This window comes from Gammaproteobacteria bacterium, from assembly GCA_019748175.1.
Lineage (GTDB): Bacteria > Pseudomonadota > Gammaproteobacteria > JAIEPX01 > JAIEPX01 > JAIEPX01.
Genome location: JAIEPX010000014.1, coordinates 91,021 through 110,866, shown reverse-complemented (window position 1 = coordinate 110,866; position 19,846 = coordinate 91,021). Strand labels below are relative to the sequence as shown.

At 39.7% G+C, this 19,846-nt stretch carries 18 protein-coding genes and 1 tRNA gene; 8 read left to right on the top strand and 11 right to left on the bottom strand.

All coding sequences use genetic code 11. The features are described from left to right. Window positions 1–43: 43 nt before the first annotated feature. The 3 genes from K2X50_07660 to K2X50_07650 form a co-directional block, all read right to left on the bottom strand. On the bottom strand, window positions 44–469 hold the full coding sequence (locus K2X50_07660) for a hypothetical protein (protein MBX9587121.1): 426 nt from the start codon (window positions 467–469) through the stop codon (window positions 44–46). A gap of 112 nt (window positions 470–581) precedes the next feature. Continuing rightward, window positions 582–1,385 (bottom strand): serine protease, encoded by an 804-nt coding sequence (locus K2X50_07655; GenBank protein ID MBX9587120.1) that lies wholly within the window; start codon window positions 1,383–1,385, stop codon window positions 582–584. A gap of 10 nt (window positions 1,386–1,395) precedes the next feature. Continuing rightward, the gene (locus K2X50_07650) at window positions 1,396–3,258 is read right to left on the bottom strand and encodes a hypothetical protein (protein MBX9587119.1); all 1,863 of its coding nucleotides are present in this window, start codon (window positions 3,256–3,258) and stop codon (window positions 1,396–1,398) included. A 134-nt stretch (window positions 3,259–3,392) separates the two neighbouring features. Here K2X50_07650 and K2X50_07645 point away from each other — a divergent pair, with 134 nt between their 5' ends. Beyond that, a complete protein-coding gene (locus K2X50_07645; GenBank protein MBX9587118.1) occupies window positions 3,393–3,887 on the top strand; it encodes a GNAT family N-acetyltransferase in 495 nt (164 codons plus the stop codon). A 28-nt stretch (window positions 3,888–3,915) separates the two neighbouring features. Here K2X50_07645 and K2X50_07640 read toward each other — a convergent pair. The 3 genes from K2X50_07640 to K2X50_07630 form a co-directional block, all read right to left on the bottom strand. Continuing rightward, window positions 3,916–3,991, bottom strand: a tRNA-Thr gene (locus K2X50_07640). A gap of 73 nt (window positions 3,992–4,064) precedes the next feature. Then, window positions 4,065–4,997, bottom strand: a complete 933-nt coding sequence (locus K2X50_07635) for a TIGR01777 family oxidoreductase (protein ID MBX9587117.1) — start codon at window positions 4,995–4,997, stop codon at window positions 4,065–4,067. Between the two features lie 22 nt (window positions 4,998–5,019). After that, window positions 5,020–5,757 (bottom strand): SDR family oxidoreductase, encoded by a 738-nt coding sequence (locus K2X50_07630; GenBank protein MBX9587116.1) that lies wholly within the window; start codon window positions 5,755–5,757, stop codon window positions 5,020–5,022. Between the two features lie 287 nt (window positions 5,758–6,044). Between K2X50_07630 and K2X50_07625 the strand changes: the two genes are divergently transcribed. From K2X50_07625 to zapD, 5 genes are all read left to right on the top strand, one after another. Beyond that, window positions 6,045–6,887, top strand: coding sequence for an A24 family peptidase (locus K2X50_07625; protein MBX9587115.1), 843 nt, complete (start codon window positions 6,045–6,047; stop codon window positions 6,885–6,887). A 1-nt stretch (window position 6,888) separates the two neighbouring features. Continuing rightward, a complete protein-coding gene (coaE, locus tag K2X50_07620) occupies window positions 6,889–7,485 on the top strand; it encodes a dephospho-CoA kinase (protein MBX9587114.1) in 597 nt (198 codons plus the stop codon). Window positions 7,486–7,588: 103 nt separating this feature from the next. After that, entirely contained in the window at window positions 7,589–7,861 is a 273-nt protein-coding gene (locus tag K2X50_07615; protein ID MBX9587113.1) for a glycine zipper 2TM domain-containing protein, read from the top strand. Window positions 7,862–8,211: 350 nt separating this feature from the next. Beyond that, complete coding sequence (locus tag K2X50_07610) at window positions 8,212–9,156, top strand: DMT family transporter (protein ID MBX9587112.1); 945 nt, start codon at window positions 8,212–8,214, stop codon at window positions 9,154–9,156. An 84-nt stretch (window positions 9,157–9,240) separates the two neighbouring features. Then, a complete protein-coding gene (gene zapD, locus K2X50_07605) occupies window positions 9,241–10,011 on the top strand; it encodes a cell division protein ZapD (protein ID MBX9587111.1) in 771 nt (256 codons plus the stop codon). Between the two features lie 26 nt (window positions 10,012–10,037). Here zapD and K2X50_07600 read toward each other — a convergent pair whose 3' ends face one another. The 3 genes from K2X50_07600 to K2X50_07590 are packed head-to-tail and all read right to left on the bottom strand — an operon-like array spanning window position 10,038 to window position 14,548. Continuing rightward, window positions 10,038–10,889 carry a hypothetical protein gene (locus tag K2X50_07600; GenBank protein MBX9587110.1) on the bottom strand — a complete coding sequence of 284 codons (852 nt, stop codon included), beginning with the start codon at window positions 10,887–10,889 and terminating at the stop codon, window positions 10,038–10,040. After that, on the bottom strand, window positions 10,889–13,189 hold the full coding sequence (locus K2X50_07595; GenBank protein ID MBX9587109.1) for a DUF2309 domain-containing protein: 2,301 nt from the start codon (window positions 13,187–13,189) through the stop codon (window positions 10,889–10,891). The genes K2X50_07600 and K2X50_07595 overlap by 1 nt, the downstream gene beginning before the upstream one ends. A 9-nt stretch (window positions 13,190–13,198) precedes the next feature. Beyond that, window positions 13,199–14,548, bottom strand: a complete 1,350-nt coding sequence (locus K2X50_07590; GenBank protein MBX9587108.1) for a proton-conducting membrane transporter — start codon at window positions 14,546–14,548, stop codon at window positions 13,199–13,201. 114 nt (window positions 14,549–14,662) lie between these two features. Between K2X50_07590 and K2X50_07585 the strand changes: the two genes are divergently transcribed. Then, the gene (locus tag K2X50_07585) at window positions 14,663–15,517 is read left to right on the top strand and encodes a LysR family transcriptional regulator (GenBank protein MBX9587107.1); all 855 of its coding nucleotides are present in this window, start codon (window positions 14,663–14,665) and stop codon (window positions 15,515–15,517) included. A gap of 107 nt (window positions 15,518–15,624) precedes the next feature. Here K2X50_07585 and secA read toward each other — a convergent pair whose 3' ends face one another. Then, on the bottom strand, window positions 15,625–18,321 hold the full coding sequence (gene secA, locus K2X50_07580; protein ID MBX9587106.1) for a preprotein translocase subunit SecA: 2,697 nt from the start codon (window positions 18,319–18,321) through the stop codon (window positions 15,625–15,627). 107 nt (window positions 18,322–18,428) lie between these two features. Between secA and K2X50_07575 the strand changes: the two genes are divergently transcribed. Further along, entirely contained in the window at window positions 18,429–18,866 is a 438-nt protein-coding gene (locus tag K2X50_07575; protein ID MBX9587105.1) for a DUF721 domain-containing protein, read from the top strand. Here K2X50_07575 and lpxC read toward each other — a convergent pair. After that, on the bottom strand, window positions 18,852–19,760 hold the full coding sequence (lpxC, locus tag K2X50_07570; GenBank protein ID MBX9587104.1) for a UDP-3-O-acyl-N-acetylglucosamine deacetylase: 909 nt from the start codon (window positions 19,758–19,760) through the stop codon (window positions 18,852–18,854). The genes K2X50_07575 and lpxC overlap by 15 nt on opposite strands. Between the last annotated feature and the right edge of the window lie 86 nt (window positions 19,761–19,846).

Below are 19,846 nucleotides of genomic sequence, written 5' to 3'. Positions count from 1 at the left end.
TCTAAAAATCTAACGCTAGACTTAGGATCTTAAATATTAAAGTTCAGTTTAAAAACAACACCGCAACACGATCGACTAGCATTCCTGCTATTCCAAAAATAAAACATGGCCAATAACTTTTTTCTTCGTAAAAAATAAATATAATAGTTTTTTTATAAAGGTAATATGATGGTGATTTAAGGTACTCTTCGATTGATTTGAATTTTTTGAGTGGTCCTACATATTGTTCTAACCGTAATAATAATATTATACCCGCAAAAAAAAGAGATAATAATGAAATCGTTTCAATAAATTTTAAGATTAAAGAATGCGTCACTATTGGATGAGAACCAATAAAAGATAAGACAGCAAAAGATAACCCAGCAAAAAACATCTTGGATCTTGCCCTCAACTGATCTGCTGCAATATCTTCATTGCTCTCTATGTTTCTTGCTGCTATTTCACCACTTAAATCTGGACGATTGCCCATATTGCACCTCCTTGCAGTTCACAATGAGAAATCCCATTGAATTATCTATTGAGAACTGAGCTAAATCAAGCTAAAGCGATCAATCCATCGGTTTTATTTAACATAAGTAATATTATTTACTGATTTTAAACGCGCTTTCTAAATTTAACATTTCAATTAATTTCGCAACTGGTGTCACGATAGCAATACCAGAATTGACCTGCCCTTTAAAATCACTGCTATCAGATACACTATCTATATCATTTTTATCGGAGTCAAAATGCCCCAACACAATTCCAAATAATGGTAAAATATACTCACCTGCTTGTTTAATTTGACCCCCTATCATTCTAGTATGTCCCAAATTTATAAATACGGGTGACCCACTTAGTCCGCCGATCGATCTAGACTCAATTAAATACACATCTCTATTTTGACCTGAAACATTGATCATTTCACTTGGCATTAAGGCAATATTTCCTACTCGTACGATTGGTGAATTTCTATTTGTACCAGCGTGATGTTTGAATAAACCCGCAATTACAACTTCTTCACCGCAACTAATTTCTGCCGTTATCTCAACTTCCTTTGTCAGACAGGCTGAACTTGGATAAAAAAGATGATCAACCTCATTCGGCAGGCCACTTGGCAAAATTGCCACATCAACAGTTTGGTCCGAATGCGTTATCCAATCTGCAATCTGTGTCTCATATACGCGGGTTTCCCCATCTTTCAAGTTCAATCTTATATAAATTTCACCGACCCCAGTATGTTTCACTCCATCGAGCACATGTTTAGCTGTGACAACATATCCGAGTTCTTTCGTTTCTGATTTATGCAAAATGAAAAAACAAGTCCCTGCATATCCAAATGACCCATCACTCATTTGATATTGTAAAAAAGCAACGCACTTTTTGTAGTTATCGTTTAATTTCAATAACCTCTCCTTATAGTTTCAACTTATAAACAGTAACACCATCCTCTTCACCACCCACTTCCCAATCATTATCATTATAATTATGAGGTTGCGGAGCCATAGGATTGGGACCAGTTTTACGTAACCAATAATTCTGAATTCTAGACAGAGATTGGTAAACAATATTTTCAGCACGAATTAGATGTTCGTCATTATTTTTTGTCGATGCGTCTTTAAGAACGCATATACTCGCATCAAGCCCTTCTTGTTCATCGGTAAGTAGCCCCCAAAGAGTTGGATCAAAGCTCTTTGGTCTATTTTTTTCGCAACGCGTTCCTTCATTATTTTTTGGGTCATCACTTCGAGATTTTGGCCCCTTAAATAAGTTCCAAAATCCCCAACAAAATGATGATTTCCCGGGATTTAATGGATGACATAATTGATTGATTTTTTCATGAACTCTTCTATACCTACCATCAGTAGATAAAAGTAACTCATCTGTTATATCTCTGCTTTTATCTTCCTCCATTTCTTTCGAAATAATTTCCTGCTGAACAATATATGCTTGTCCATGTTCGTCTGCACTATAATAGTCTGTGACCGCCTCACGAACACGACGTTTAAAAGTATTATTAGAATACTTGTCTAATTGCGATACTCTATCAGTAATGTCTTTGGCAAGTTTTGGTGGAATTCTTTTGACTAACTTTTGTCGATAACCTGGATATTCCTCACGTTTCGCAGGTCTTGCTAATTGCTTATATTCGTAAAAATGTTGGTAAAGCCAATAAATATCAATTTTTTGAACTATATGATGATATTGAAATCCTGGGGGTACGTTTAACCTAAAATATTCATCATCTGGCTTATCATCAGCATTCCCACTATTTTCACCGTAAAATCCCGCAAACCACCTTAAATACTCGTACCCATCATCTTCCCAAATTGAATGCGAACGAAAAATACTGAAGTTTGGATTATAATAATACGGAGCCTCTTTACCTCTGAATAGTGGCGATTCATTTAGATCATCGAAGCTAACCAAATGTCTTTCTGGAATACCATTTAGAAAACTTCTATAAACAGAGATTCCCGCTGCTGATAATGCACCACTAAGACTACACCAAAGTAACATTCCACCAGAAGCGCCAGGCCCAGCTTGTAATCCGATTATATTTTGTAGTGAACTTGCATTAGCCATGTCATGAGCAAGATTACCTATGGATACTTGTGGAAATCCACCTGCAAAATGAAACAATAAATATCTTCCATCAGGCAGCGGTTGACCAAATTGATTATTATACAGCGCAGCACCTCTGATATATTTTTGATGTAAGGACCAGCTAGACAGCGTTGGAACATCAAGAAAGCCAACATCATATCCCCAGCCTGAATCTACTGCCCCAAGAATAGGTATATCAATATAATCCTCATATACTACATATCTGCCATAATCGCGCTCAACATTGAAATGAAAAAACCTAACATACAAATCTTTGAAATCTAGTTCTCGATATAAATGCTTTGCTGTTATCACAATTCCGTTATTTAAACGCCCTCCAGTACCGATAATATGCGACTTACTACCTGAACGATAAATGATGGCACATGCAAGTTTATAATTTTGGGCTATTAGTCTATCAAATTCAGTTCTAGCCTCTGCTGGCTTGCATAATGATTCAAATAAACTGACATTATCCACATCCTCAGGCCAAGCATTATGCACTGATATATGAGCATATTGACTGGAATTACCTATACTAAAACCTTGAACCTGCTGTTCAACAGTTTGAAATGTGTTATTTCCAGGACTCCAATAAAACCAATTTCCCTTTCTTTCGATCGCGGCCCTATTCCCATTTAATACTTGGTGATGAAAAAGTCCTTTTTGCATTGATTAATCTCAGTAATAATTAGAAGCTGCACTTTATCACAGCGAAGTATTATTTTGAATCACAAAAAGGCAGATCTTGATTTATTCCAAAAAAATAAAGACACTAAGCCATCTTACAGCACATGGTAAAAAATATGACTGAAACATTTGAAATCAAACCAGCAAGTATTGAGGACACCCCTCTTATTCTCTCGTTTATCAAAGAACTTGCTGAGTATGAAAAATTGCTGCATGAGGTTGTTGCAACAGAAGAGATATTGAAAGAAACCTTATTTGGTGAAAATGCACATGCTGAAGTGTTAATTGGCTATCTCAATCATCAACCGGTAAGTTTTGCTTTATTTTTTCATAACTTCTCAACTTTCCTTGGCCGTCCTGGAATTTATTTGGAAGACTTATTTGTAAAACCTGTGGCACGAAGCAAAGGAATCGGCCAGAAAATGTTAGCTTATCTCGCGCATTTAGCCAAAACCAGAAAATGCGGACGTCTAGAATGGTGGGTATTAGACTGGAATGAAAGCGCTATAAAATTTTATAAGCGTATCGGTGCAAAAGCTATGGACGAATGGACAGTTTATCGAGTCACTGACCAAGCTTTAGATGACTTAGCCGCGTCTTGGACAAAATGAGTATTTTGCTCATCAGCATTTTTCATTTTGGTGCCGGTGAGAAGAGTCGAACTTCCGACCTACTGATTACGAATCAGTTGCTCTACCAACTGAGCTACACCGGCAAGGGCGGAGCATTATCACCCGCGGTCCTAAGCTAAATCAAGTCATTGCTAGACCGTTAAGCGCAGACAGAACTTATCTTTTCCATTCGTGCTGTAAAGTTGAATCGAGATCAGGATATAAAAACTGAAAACCTAGCTCTAGCAATCGCTCCGGATAGATATTTTGCCCACCGAGCAATAATTCCTTGCCCATCTGACCAAACAACAAGTTAACTATCGCAGATGGCATTCTTAAAAATAAAGGTCTATGCAACGTATTGGCGAGGGATTTTGCAAATGATTTTTGTGAAACCGCGTGTGGAGCACATAAATTAACAGGACCTGTGATATCGGGATGTTTCAAGAGAAATAGTATCGCGTTAACTAAATCATCAATGTCGATCCAGGTTACTGCCTGATGACCGTTGCCCAGAATACTGCCAAGCCCTAATGCGAAGGGTAATTCAAGTTTTTTTAGCATGCCTTCTCTGCGCTTCAACACAACAGCAAAACGCATCAAGGTAACAGGCAAGCCTGCAGCTGCGATCTCATTCGTTGCTGACTCCCACTCCACTCCAATTTCACTTAAAAAATCCTTAGGCTTCTCAAAGTCTATGGGCACCGACTCAGACAACTTTGGAGGCAACGTTTCACCAGAGTCTTGCAAACCATAAATCCCTATTGCGCTAGCGTTGTAAAGATGCGGCTTGTTTGTATCTGTTTTTTGTAACCACTTCACCAATTTTTTTGTGGTATTGATACGACTGTCTTTAATGGATTTTTTAGTCGCATCTGACCATCGTCTCTCTGCAATATTTTCACCGGCGAGATTGATCACAGCATGATAAGTGTCGGGCGTGATAGAATCCAATTGCTCCCAAGATAAGCAAGTCACCTCTTTTTGAAATACACGTTTTGCTTTTTTAATGTCTCGACCAATCACAGTGACTTCATGCTGATTTTGCAACAGTGCTGGCACGAGATTTCGACCTACAAAGCCAGTGGCACCAGAGATGATAATCTTCATACGTTAATCCTTTATGAACAACTCACGCTTTTACTCTGGGCCGAATATAACTCAGACCGCCATCAACGGATAATACTTGACCAGTTACCCAACTATTTTCAGGTGCAATAAAGAATAAAATAGCCGAAGCCACATCTTCTGGCGTTCCTAACCTACCTAATGGATGCATTGACTCAGATGCTTTACGACCTACTGGACTTTGGGTAAGCGCAACCGTTAGCTTTGACTCAACAAGCCCTGGTGCAACAACATTAAAACGCAAGTTGTTATTCGCATAAGTAGCAGCGGCTGATCGTGCCAGTCCAATGATTCCTGCTTTTGCAGCAGCAATAGCTTCATGGTTGGGAAGCCCCACCAAAGCAGCAGCAGATGACACCAATACTACAGAACCACCTTTTTGAGACATGTATTTGCCAGCTGAATGCACAACGGCAAATGCGGTGGTGAGATTAGCTTGTATCACCTCATGATATTGACTTTCCGTGGTGAGATGTGCTGATTTTAATAGCAATGAACCAGCGCAATTGATAACAGCATCAATAGCCCCTAACTTCTCTTGAGCCAATTCAAAAGTTGAGTTTACATCATTAAAATGGCTGGCATCCAAAACAGAATATGTGACATTTAATTCGTTGGCTATTGGAGCGATAGTTTCTTCATTACGACCAGTTAAATGAACATTATTATCCGTTTCGACAAGCTTCTTGGCAACTGCCGAGCCAATATCGCTGCTCCCAGATATAATTAAAACATTTGACATAGTTCACTTCCTAATTGAAATTTCGCGATTAATCAGATTTACTCATAGTAATTCACGACCTAAGAAAAAGATAGCTCGGGGTTATTTCTTTGAATTTAAAATTATAGCTCTTAACTATTGTCAATCCCTGGAAAAATCAAAACTTTGAAATACCCCTACCAAATCGAGTCAAGATCCTGGCCAGAGAATTTGACACACAAATTCAGCAGGGCTATGCTCAATATAACTGAAGTCAGTAAGGTGTTGGAATGCTCGATAGCGTCGTTTTAATATTTCAAAGCAATCAAATGCTATTTTTTAGCCTCGTCGGTATTTTGGGTCTTTGTGTTGGGAGTTTTCTCAATGTGGTGGTTTATCGTTTACCCATCATGTTAGAAAGAAGTTGGACTGCCATTACATTGGCAAGTGACAATATCAAACAAAGTAGATTTAAAACTACGTTTAATGTAGCAGTACCGCGATCGCACTGTCCATTTTGCAAAAAAAATATTTCGGCTTATCACAATATTCCACTTTTCAGTTATTTATTTTTGAGAGGAAAAAGCGCTTGTTGTGCTCAAAAAATTCCTCTTCGATATCCGATAATTGAATTATCCTCGCTCATTATTTCCCTATTTTTATCGGCGCATTATGGCGCTAGCTGGCAGTTTCTTGCAGCGCTGGGATTTTCATGGACGCTGATTATTTTATTTTATATCGATGTTGAAAATAAAATATTGCCCGATAATTTAACGCTATCATTGTTGTGGGCCGGCCTTTTGATTAACACAGCTCAGATTTTCACCCCAATAGAAAATGCAATTTTTGGTGCGGTTTTTGGTTATGTTTTTTTTTGGATAATTGCTTTTTTATATCATCACTGGCGAGGTATTGAAGGACTCGGGTTAGGCGACGCGAAATTATTATCAGCGTGTGGAGCGTGGTTTGGATGGCAAATGTTGCCTCTGATTATTCTTCTATCTTCCTTGTTAGGAACAGTAATCGGGATTGTGTATTTGCTCATGCGACGCGGCAATCTTCGCGAAGCCATTCCTTTTGGACCTTTTATCGCCATCGCCGCATTCATTTCGATGATCTGGGGGCAAGATATTGTCTCTGCCTATTGCAATTTGATGGATGTGAGTTTTTAATATGCTAACAATCGGTTTAACAGGTGGAATTGGCTCGGGTAAGACAACGGTTGCGAATTTTTTTGCTGATTTGGGAATAACAATTATAGATACGGATATCCTTGCTCGCCATGTCGTTCAATCAGGCACCTTAGCCTTACAAAATATAGCCGACCACTTTGGCAATGAAATTCTTAATCAAGATCACACCTTAAATCGCAACAAATTGGCCGGAAAAGTTTTCAATAATCCTGATGATAAAACGTGGCTAGAAAAATTACTGCATCCTCTTATCCGCGAAGAAGTTGCAATGGCAAAAAAGAAAGTGACCTCACCTTATTGCATCGTCGTGATTCCATTATTGGTCGAAACGTTACCAAACCCCGATATTGATCGAATATTGGTGGTGGAAGCGCCTCAATCGTTACAGATCAGTCGAGTCAATCATCGCGATCAACGTCCTGAATCCGAAATTTCTGCGATTATTCAATCTCAAGCCACTCCCGATGCGCGCCTCGCTGTCGCGGATGATGTGATCGTCAATGACGGAAGTATGGAAAAATTGCGTGACGAGATCAGTGAGCTGCACAAGAAGTATCTTGCCTTATCTGGCGTTTGAATGACTTCGCGCCTTTCATAACCTACTGATAAATATGGAAAATAACCCACTCTTGCCCTTGTGCTATAATTATCAACGAGAAGTCAATTAAAGGAGCAAACGTATGAAAGCATTTAAATTAGCAGCTTGCAGTGCGATTCTCGCGAGCGCAACACTAGTAGGCTGTGCAACTAATGAGGAAGGCGGGACGGTTGTGGGTGCGGGCACAGGCGCCTTAGTAGGTTATGCCATAGCACCTCATAGCGTACTTGGCCCAGTCATTGGTGCTGGAGCGGGAGCGATAGTAGGAAATCAAGTCGGTCGAAATATAGATAGAGACCAAAATTATCGACATCGTTATCATCACCGACAACATTATCGCTATTACGAAGACTAATTTTTATCCATTGAACAATGGGGATTGCTGGGGGAGCAATAAAATACTCCCCCTAACAGCAGTTTCCGGCTCATAGAAATCATTTGCATTCAAGGTGTTAGAAGAGCTTCCTTTCACGATGAGGGGTTTTAGGGGAGAGAATCGTGATTCTCTCCCCTGAATATATCAAAGGAAGCATCTCCCGGTTTTTGAATCAACAGCTTTGAATACAGGGTATTGAGTGAGCAAAACATCCAAAATCCTTAACCGGGAGATGCTGCCCCCCCTAATTTCTAGATCCACCTTAAATAACTTACGATCATTCTGTTTATACTTATAGATTTTAAAAACTGTTGTGATAGACTCTTCGAATGAAAAAAGACCCCAGCACACGCACTATCTATTTATTACTCCTAACCAATGTTGTGATTTGGGCATTAGCATGGCCCATCAGTAAAATTGGTTTAGCTTTTATGGGGCCGTTATGGTATTCAGCGTGGCGATTCATTATCGGAAGCGCGGCCGCTATTATCGCTCTCGGTGCCGCGGGTGCTATTCGTATACCCAAACGCAAAGATTTACCGATCATCTTTGGTATTGGCCTTCTTCAAATGACTTTGTTTTTAATGCTGATCAACACGGGATTATCCTATGTTGGCGCAGGTCGTTCAGCGATTCTCGCTTACTCAACACCCCTCTGGGTCACTCCGCTCGCAGCAATATTCTTCCACGAAAAAGTCACCCCCATAAAACTGATCGGGGTCTTATTAGGATTAAGCGGCATCGTTGTTCTATTTGCACCTAGCAGCTTAGATTGGAGCAATGGCAACATCGTATTTGGCAACATTTTACTTGTACTGTCCGCCTTTGTCTGGGCACTCGCGATATTGCAATCTCGTTTCAGTCAATGGCATTCAGATCCACTGACACTACTACCTTGGCAATTATTATTAGCCACCATTTTGACTACCGCCGTCGCGCTTTATCACGAACCGCTCTCGTCAATTCAATGGAACTCGACGCTCTGGCTCACACTATTTTATAATGGCCTATTAGCGACGGCTTTCGGATACTGGGCCTCAATCACCGTTTTCAGAAATCTTCCTGCTGTAACATCCTCTTTGTGCTATCTCGGCGTCCCAGTTCTTGGGCTTTTATTTTCAGCACTCATCCTTGGCGAGACCATCGACTTGTCGGTCGTAACTGCCATGCTGTTAATTGTCGGTGGATTAGTGTGCGTTGCTCTCAGCAAAAATCGCCCCTCTACCCCTCAAGCAGCCAATAGTGCAGAATACTCTAACAGCCAATCCCATTAATTCTGCGATAGTCGACATCAGCGGTTTTCGCTACACAAAAACTCTGCTACTATCCCCCTATAGCGGATGAGGAAATGAGAGTTTATGCTCAATAATACCCCTAAAATAACGTTTGAACAGCCCATGAATGAGCATGTCCGCCTGTGCTTGCGCCTCGAACATCTTTTTAAACAACTGGATGAAAATCTTCCCATCGAAACAGAATGGGGTAGTCGCGTTGCTTTATCTGCAGTTCTTGAAATTTTAAACGTAGTCGACAGGCCTGATTTAAAAACAAAACTCACTAAAGCGCTCTCACAACATTCCGCAAAACTTGCTCAATTAGAAAAATCTCCTCAAGTCGATAAAGAAAAATTACATGAATTGCTAAAAGAGATTGATCGATTGAATGAAACGTTATTTAATTTACCTGGTAAAATCGGAGCTGCACTACGTGAAAATGAATTTTTAAATAATATTAGACAATACACTTACAATCCTGGTGGCGCATGCAATTTTTGCCTGCCTTCTTACCAACTCTGGCTACGACAACCTAGCCCTCATCGAACTCAAACATTGAATGCTTGGATAAAACATTTTGTTAACATACGCGAGACTGTTTTTTTACTATTGAATCTCATTCGAAATGGGGCAGTTTCATCACAACAAATTGCGCGCGATGGATTTTATCAGCAAGCTCTTGATCCCAACAATCCATGTGAACTGGTGCGTGTTAGCCTCCCTGAAAATATCGGCATTTATCCAGAAATTAGCGTGGGCAGACATCGCATGTCAGTGCGTTTTTTACTTGAAAATCTTCACGACAGACCAAAACAATTACAAAATGAAATCACATTTGATTTGAATATTTGCTGAATCAAAGAAGCGGAGCTTAATTTATCTTACGGATTGCACAGGTTACAATAGGTCGGATCCACACATTCTAACCCATCCCCTCTTGGCTGCTCAACTTCATAAGAACATTGCACACATCCCATAATTTCAGCTTTTATCCAATCCGTTTCAAATTTACAGCAAGAGCATCTCAGGCCTTTTTCAACACGTTTAATCCCCCAACCTGGAGCTGCGCAACGAGGACAAGCTGTCATTAACTGTTGAGCTAGTTTTTCTGCGACCTTTCGTATGACCCCCATACGTGTTGGATTCATATGAGCACGCATGTCTGTTTCAACCCTAACAGAATGATCCTTTGAAATTCTAACAGCTTGTTGATATGAATATTCTAATTTCTCTACTGTTTGTATGCCCTTAAAGATATCATTTTTATTTTCCCAAATATTCGGCCTGACTATCAAAGCATGACTGGGAAATTTCACTTTTTTTGAAAAATCTAACAGCTCTTCGAAATGAGTCACTGTTTTCATATCGAAATTTGTTTCGACAGAAAAAATCATAGACCGAAGATGAAAGTTTCGACTATTATCAATAAAGTAAAGAATTTCATGATCACAAGGAATAAAAGGATTATCTGGATGAGGCCCAAAAGTACCCTCACTCGCCAAAGAATAACTGAAAAAACCCTCATTAATCCCTAATTCACATTTACGCCGAACACACTCCAAAGGGCCCTCCCTTCTTGGAACTTCTCCGGAGAACGTTCCTAACGTATCCGTATCAAAATCGAAAACAACAACTTGCGCACCCAAAATGTTTTGAAAGACTGGAGCAATCGCAACATTTTTGTCATGTTTTGTTACTAAACCAATTCGCACATTTTGATAGGGTGTAAACATTATTGGAAATCCTTCCAAGAAAAGTCTCTCTGCAAAATACCAATAGATTGATCATTTGGATCTAGTATCGCTAAATTTACCCAACCATTACCAAATAATTTTTGCAAACAAGGCTGCCTTTTGATGATTTGACTGACCCTGTCTTTAGGCGCATAGACGACGGTGAGCAATCTCATAGGTTCATGGTACTGTGTTTGATCATCTTTATACACAGATTGAAGTGGTAATCCATGCATTAAATCGCTGGCGTTACCCTGCATTACTCCTATTTTACCGGTGATATTTTGAGTAATTTTACTTCCACTACCATAAGCTATGTTATCCATAGTTGAAAAAAGATATTGAGCGTTGATCCATTGGGCAACTACCATGGGGGCTGTCAAAATAATTTCTAGAAATTTCCCTTCTGGATCCTGACGCCAATCATAGGAGTGAAGAAAAGATCGACCTTCTAGAATAATATTTTTTGTCAGGTTACGAGGACCCACAATAAAACAAGCGTTTCTAGATAGCCCCCATTCCGGCCTTGTCTGAGCCCAGTCCTGACTGCGGAGTGTACAATGATCAAGAGCATTTTTGCTCTTGCAAAAATATCCTAATTCTTGCGCTCGAATAACATTATTTTTAATTCTTGCCATGTCTAAATCTTGTTTCAATTTAGCTAGTTTATTACGGATTTTTTCCTCAACATTATTTTGGAGATATAATTCCATTGCATCAGTTGTTGTATCATGTTGTGCCGCTATAAAAACTGTTTCCACAGGAATTTTAATCTCCGTATTTTGCGATAACCATTCCCTCACCCGACTATCATTCAGAATTTTTGCCAAAATCTTCGCATTAAATCCACCATGATGACCACCGCAAGCCCCGCAATCTAAAGCAGTTGCGAAAGCATTATTTTGAGTTGTACTGCCATGACCACAAAAAGCAACAATAGGAGCAAAATATTGAGTTAAGCCCATCATAGCCAGGGAGTTCGCCGCATACTGACATTGTTCGCTAAACTCGATACCGGGATTTTCACTACTAAGAACAGCAGTTTTTTCAATAATGGGATCAATCGCAACCTGAGGCTTGAGCAAACGTATCAGACTATTTTTTAATATCGAAGCCATTTTCGGGGACAATGTTTTTATCATCATCCACACGCCGGACCACAGCCCGATGGTCTCTACAAGCCCAAAATGTGTCGAAAAAGAATATTTCAATCCATAATAAATTCGCTTGATATTTTTAATAATATTTTCGCCTCGATGGAACTTATGACATTGTTTATCAGAACAAGATAATTCCTCTTGAATGATGTGTTGTGAGTCCAGTAAGACTGGGCATGAGTCAAATTCATCAGAGGAAATTTTACGAATTCTAATAGGTAACCCAAAAAACCCAGCGAACCCAAGTGTTTCGTAATTTCCTTCCTTTTCTATAGCACGTCTAAAAGGTTCGGATCGAACATCAATACAAAACACTAACTGAACTTCAGCCGACTTCTTAATCGACCTTAATTCATCAGAGCTCATTTGAGATCTTAATAATGGAAGCAAAGAAGACAAATATTTTTCTTCGCGCGACTTCATGAGTCTCGTTCTTTCGTTTATTGAAGCTATGTCAGACGAATTAATCTTAATATGATTTATAAAGTCTTTGACATTCGGACATAATAAAACAAATGTAACAAGCCTTATCGCTAAAAAATCATCTTCACTCAGTGGGTATTGGGCATTCAAATTATTAGTCGCCCACTCTACTTGGTATTTTACATATCCAGACCAGCCCGGAAGTGATGTTAGCAATATAGTCAAAAATTCTTTAGATAAAGACTCGGGTATATTTAATACCATCAAAACATAAAAAATAGCATCTCTTGGGTTCTCCGATAAACCCTTCAGAATCTGAATTTTATACGGAACGTTTTGATGCAAATTTTCATCATACAAGGCCAGTTCAAGCCAAGCTTTATAAAGACCTTTTGCTCGTCCTGGCATTGAAAATGTCGCTTGCCCTTGATCAAAAAAAGCTTGGCACCATTTTATTGTTTCACGATTGACAGAAAGCAATGTTTCTGGCAAATCTGACTTTTGAAAATAGTTAGAGCCTATAACACAAGCTTCCTCGAAAGAAAAAGATTCTAAGCCTTGCAAAGGATTACATGCGATTATATTTTCTAAAGGCCAAACTGGAGGAATAATATCCCATACATCCTTTATATTTTTCTTCAGGTACTCAAAAGAACTTCCCTTAACGTCCCAATGTGCTTGCATAGAATTTTCTTTGAAATCTCGATTTAGCGTTTTCATGTTAGCTCCTTAATAATGATAGTGGTTACGATGGGCCGTGATTGTGTTAGGGGCAGGCTGACTTGCATTCAGAGCTCTTACATAAAGCACTTTTGATTTTTGTTTTACCCACATCAAATTGCCTAATTCATTTCTGAATTGCATAGCACTCCATGCCAGGATCATTATCATTAATCCAAAACCATGAATTAAATTGAGAGGCTGTGGCTCTGATAAATTCAGTGGAACCAACAAGTTGGTGATTAATGAAACACTCAGCCCATATGACATTCCGACGAGGGAGCTCAACAACAAAGCAATTGCAGCATATTTATTTCCTACAGACTTTAAAAAGGTTAAGGAGAATTGGGCTGCTGTTAAAAAAGCTATACAAACTAATATCAATGTAGTATCCAGAGCAAACCACTCTTCTCCAGTTGCGTAAGCGAAAAAATAACTTCCGACAAAACCACAGAAAAGACTCAAAATGAACATACTTAAACCAGGGCTTTGCTTGAATAATTCTTTTTTATCTTGGGCCGCACCACCAGCACCGAGAAATAATGTTGCCTTAAATAATCCATGCCAGCATAAATGAGCAACTGCTGCGGGAAATAATCCCAAACCACACTGCATTAACATGAACCCCATCTGCGCCATTGTTGAACAAGCCAACATTCGCTTAACATCACTTTGAATTAATTTCCAGGCAGTACCTAATAATGCACTCAATAATCCTATTGTAAAAACTACTAATAGGAGGTTTTTTTCCATGAGAAACAATTGCCCAAATCGTGCCAGTAAAAATCCACCGCCATTAATTAACCCAGCATGCATAATTGCTGAAACGGGCGTTGGAGAATTCAATGAACTTAATAGCCAACGATGAAAAGGCCAAATTGCAGACTGTGTCATGGCCGCTAATAACATCAGACCCAACGCAAAACTCAAGGCTAACTGCTGGGTAGGATGCAATTCAATTTGGATGATTGTTTGAATGGACATTGATCCGGTAATCAAAAACAATATCTGAAAAGCGGCTGCAAGACTAATGGCCCCTACAAGAAAGGTTTTGCCTGCAAGTACTCCAGACGCTTTGGCAGCCGACCATTCGTACTTATGTACCATCAGCAATACTAATAGGGCATTACTTGCACACCAAGCCAAAAAGAAGGCTACGAGATTGTCAGACGCTAATAACAGCAGAACACTAACACATAAAGCCATCAATCTGAGCAAAAAACGTCCGTAATGCTCGTCACCCTGCATGTAACGGCTGGCGAATAGCCATACTAAACAGCCTATAAGGGCAACTAGACCGATCATAATCACTGCCAACGCATCGAAATTGAATACTTTCGATAGCAGTTCAATTAACATAATGACTCTCCTCGTTTAAGTTTTATAAGAAACGCTACTCTGCTTTACTAAATATATTAGATTTGTTAATATAAGGAAAATTGATAATTCTTATCTATCTTATTAGGGGTTCTTATGAACATCGATACAGTCACTCTCAAATGCTTTCTTGCCATTGCGGATACAGGCAGTTTCACACAGGCTGCTCAACGAGTTGGACGAACCCAATCTGCTGTGAGCCAACAAATCGCCAAACTCGAAAATTGTCTAGGGACTGCCCTGATCGAACGAGGCAAAACAGTTCACCTAACTAATGAAGGTGAAATTTTTCTAGGGTACGCCAGAAGAATATTTGCTTTACATTCAGAGTTAATTGACCGGTTCAAAGAACCTGAATTGACGGGCGAAGTGCGTTTTGGATTACCTGAAAGTTTTGCATCCGTTTTTCTTTCAGAAATCCTCGTTCATTTTGCACAAATTCATCCTCGGATTATGCTGATCGTCGATTGCGATCTTACTTTAAATTTGTATGAAAGATTTAAACAAAAAGAATTCGACTTAGTGTTATTGAAAATGAGCAGACCCGAAGATTTTCCCAATGGCGTGGAAGTCTGGTCTGAAAAACTAGAGTGGATAGGAGACAAAAATCTTGTTAATACAATGCTTCAAAAGGAGGAGCCAATTCCGCTCGTTCTTTCTCCAGCACCATGCGTCTATCGGGCTAGCGCCATAGGAGCACTCGAAAAAGCAGGGCTAAAATGGAGGCAAGTTTTTAGTAGTCCTAGTTATGCAGGCACTAATGCAGCAGTAAAGGCAGGTCTAGGAATTTCTGTATTACCTAAAACCATGATTCCCGCCGAGCTGAACGCAATTGATGGTACGAAGCTACCTACTTTAAGCGATTCACATATTTCTTTATTAAAACAAAACCCAAACAATTCTGCCGTTCTCACCTTCGAAGAGTTTGTCCTAAAGAAATTAAAACATTAAAGATTGATTCTGAAACAGGAGTCTAACTTGAAGCAAAGTGATCTAAACACCCAAAATCCTTAACCGGGAGATGCTGATCAATTGTCAGAGCTGCTCATTTTATATCTTTACAAAACTCCATGACATTGTTTGTATTTTTTTCCCGATCCACAAGGACACGGATCATTCCGCCCCACTTTAGGTGCATTACGAATAAACGTTTCTGTCATTAACCCAGACATTTCCTCTTCACCATCCCCCCCTTCTGTAAGCGCAGGCGCGGCCGCATGTTGATATTGCAAATTTTGCAATGACTGAGGCGCTTCCATTAATGGCGCAGGTTCTTCAACACGTAATTCGATGGTACATAAAACACTGATAACATTTCTTTTAACATTATCAAGAAGCTCCGTGAACATGGTAAAGGCTTCTCGTTTATATTCTTGCGCAGGATCTTTTTGGGCATAACCGCGCAAATGAATGCCCTGCCTCAAATGATCCATCGCTGCTAAATGTTCTTTCCAATGCGCGTCCAGGGTACGCAGCATCACTGTTTTTTCAATTTGATACATCACCTCGGATGTAAAACGCTGTTCACGTTCTTCTAAATGTTGCTTAACTGCTTCTTGAATACGCTGTTTTAATGATTCCTCATGAAGATCTTCTTCAGTTTCCAACCAAGTTTTAATAGGTAATTTCACAGCGAAATCTTGAGCTAAAACATGTTCCAATCCACTAATGTCCCACATGTCTTCCATGCTTTCGGGCGGAACAAATTGTTCAATTAAATTCAAGATAGCATCTTCGCGAATACTTTGTATTGCATCATGAATATTATCAGCAGACATTAAATCAAATCGTTGCGAGTAAATAACTTTACGTTGATCATTTGCAACGTCATCAAATTTCAACAATTGTTTTCGAATATCAAAATTATGACCTTCAACTTTTCGTTGTGCATTAGCAATGGATCGTGAAACTAAAGCATTTTCAATAGGGGTATCTTCTTCCATGCCAAGACGTTCCATCATGCTTGCTAATCGATCACTTGCAAAAATACGCATTAAACTGTCTTCGAGTGATAAATAATATTGCGATGAACCCGGATCACCTTGTCGACCTGAACGACCGCGCAATTGATTATCGATTCGTCGAGATTCATTGCGCTCAGTGCCCAACACATGCAATCCACCCGCGGCAACCACTTGATCATGACGTTTTTGCCAATCTAAACGTAACGCTTCAATTTGTTCAGGTGTAGGATTTTCGAGCTGAGCAATTTCTGTAGATAAATCACCACCCAGAACAATATCTGTACCACGACCCGCCATATTAGTTGCAATGGTAACGGTACCAGGCTGGCCCGCTTGCGCGATAATTTTAGCTTCTTTTTCGTGATATTTCGCATTTAACACTTGATGAGGTATTTTTTGGTCTTGCAAAATTTTGGACAAATATTCTGAGGTATCGATAGAGGTTGTTCCTACTAAAACAGGCTGGCCTTTTTCGTGTCGAGCAAGAATATCTTTCACGATGGCTTTATATTTGGCTTGTTGAGTTAAAAATACCACATCAGAGCGATCCATTCGAACAACGGGTTGATTTGTTGGAACCACAACAACTTCTAAGCCATATATTTGCGCAAATTCATAGGCTTCTGTATCCGCCGTACCCGTCATACCCGCCAATTTTTGGAATAATCTAAAATAATTTTGGAATGTGATTGATGCTAATGTTTGATTTTCACTGCGAATTTGCACACCTTCTTTTGCTTCAACAGCTTGGTGCAAACCTTCCGACCAACGTCGACCATCCATCATTCGACCGGTATGCTCATCAACGATCACCACTTCACCATTTTTAACAACATAATCTACGTCACGCACATAAATAGCATGAGCTCGCAAAGCGGCATTAATATGATGCATGTAGATAATATTGTGAATGTCATAAAGATTTTCACCTTGACCAATCAACTCAGCCTGCAATAATAATTTTTCGACGTGAGAATGACCTTCCTCAGTGAGATAAACTTGTTTTGTTTTTTCATCCACTTTGTAATCACCAGGGCCGTTTTCTTCTTTTTGCTTATTAAGCTTGGGAATGAGAGAATTAATTTTTGTATACAGCTCTGAACTTTCATCAGCAGGACCGGAAATAATTAACGGTGTTCTCGCTTCATCAATTAAAATACAATCAACTTCATCCACAATAGCGTAATGAAGATCGCGCTGCACTCGCCCTTCTAAATTAAAAGACATATTGTCACGCAAATAATCAAAACCAAATTCATTATTTGTGCCATAAGTAATATCAGCTAAATAGGCTTCTTTTTTCTGTTCAAATTGCATATTCGTGAGATTCACACCGACAGTCAGACCGAGAAAATCGTAGATAGGTTTCATCCACTCAGCATCGCGCTTAGCTAAATAGTCATTGACGGTCACTATATGAACGCCGCGTCCTGTTAAGGCATTTAAGTATACAGCCAACGTCCCGGTCAGTGTTTTTCCTTCACCCGTGCGCATTTCAGAGATTTTACCATCATGAAGGACCATACCACCTATTAATTGCACATCAAAATGTCGCAAACCAAGTGTTCTTACGCTGGCTTCGCGAACCACCGCAAAAGCTTCTGGTAAAATATCGTTTAAAGAAGCGCCGGCACTCACTCGTTGGCGAAATTCCGCTGTTTTTGCCTTCAGCGCTTCATCGGACAGGGCTTTGATCGAAGGTTCAAGGGCATTAATCTTCGTAACAACTTTCGCCATACGACGAATTAATCGTTCGTTTCGGGTTCCAAAAATTCTACTTAATAACTTCATAATGTGTACTACTCATAATAACATTGCAGGAGCTCCCCATCGCGAATTGTTCAGAGGGAACCGCTGATTACATTGAAACTGTCTACAGCACCTTGTAATATAGAGGCATGAAGGACGTAAATCAACTCTTAGGGTACCCAAAATTAGCTCAGCTGATGATGCATTTGCATAGCGTGACCCGTTTAAATGAGACCTTACAAGCCATTCTCCCCCCTCCATTACGTGGCCAGGTGACCTGCGTTAAGTTAGAGAAAGGCATTTTAACGATCATCGCGCCTAATGGCAGCTTTTCCACTCAAATTAGATTCAGCGGCGAGGCCATTATCGCGGGATTGAATGAAGCTCTAACCAACCAGCCTGTTAAAACGATCCGCTGTATCGTCCGTCCACACGCTGAACCAGAAAAAGAAAAACGCCCTGAGATTCGACGCATATCATCAGCAGCAGCTGAGGGTATCACTGCATCTGCAGCAACAATGAGCAATGATAAACTACGGGCCATTTGGGAAAAACTAGGAAAAAGTAAAAAACTAAACGACAGGTAAACCCTCTGCAAATCCCGATGGAATTTGTTTAGCATTTTCAAACGTCACAATTTCCCAAGCACTTTTATCTGCTAATAATGTCCCCATCAACTCATTATTTATCGCGTGCCCGGACTTATAACCTACAAATCGACCAATCATACTATGGCCTAATTGATACAAATCACCGATCGCATCGAGAATTTTATGTCGAACAAATTCATCACTAAAACGCAAACCATCTTCGTTTAAAATACGATATTCATCGAGCACAATCGCATTATCGAGACTGCCACCTAAAGCTAAATTATTGCGACGAAGATATTCATATTCTGATAAAAATCCAAACGTTCTTGCCCGGCTTATCTCTTTAATATAAGCATTTCCCGTGTGATTAAATTCAAATGATTGATTTCCTGCACGAATAACAGGGTGTGGGAAATCGATGGTCATCCCGTACACTGCACCACTGTGCGGCTCAAGGCGAGCCCACTTATCTTCATGTTTGACTTCAATGGCTTTTTTAATTCGAATAAAACGCTTAGGTGCATCCTGAACAACAATTCCTGCTGCTTGAGCTAAAAAAACAAACGGCCCAGCACTGCCATCCATAATTGGAACTTCAGGTGCATTTAAAGTTACATAAGCATTATCAATACCAAGACCTGCAAAGGCTGAAAGCAAATGCTCAACGGTAGAAATACGCACATCATTTTTGACAAGACAGGTATTTAATCGAGTATCACCAATATTTTTTGTGTGTGCTTTAATTTCAACAGCAGGTTTTATATCATCACGACGAATAACAATGCCAGTATCAACTGGAGCTGGTTGTAAAGTTAAAGATACTTTTTTACCTGTGTGCAACCCGACGCCCATAGCGTGTATTTCGCGAATTGTCCGTTGTTTTATCATCGAGAATTCCATATAAGGTTAATTCTGGGGCCCTGAATCGGCCCAACAAAAGGGGGCATTGTAGCACATTGATCTACCGAAACAAC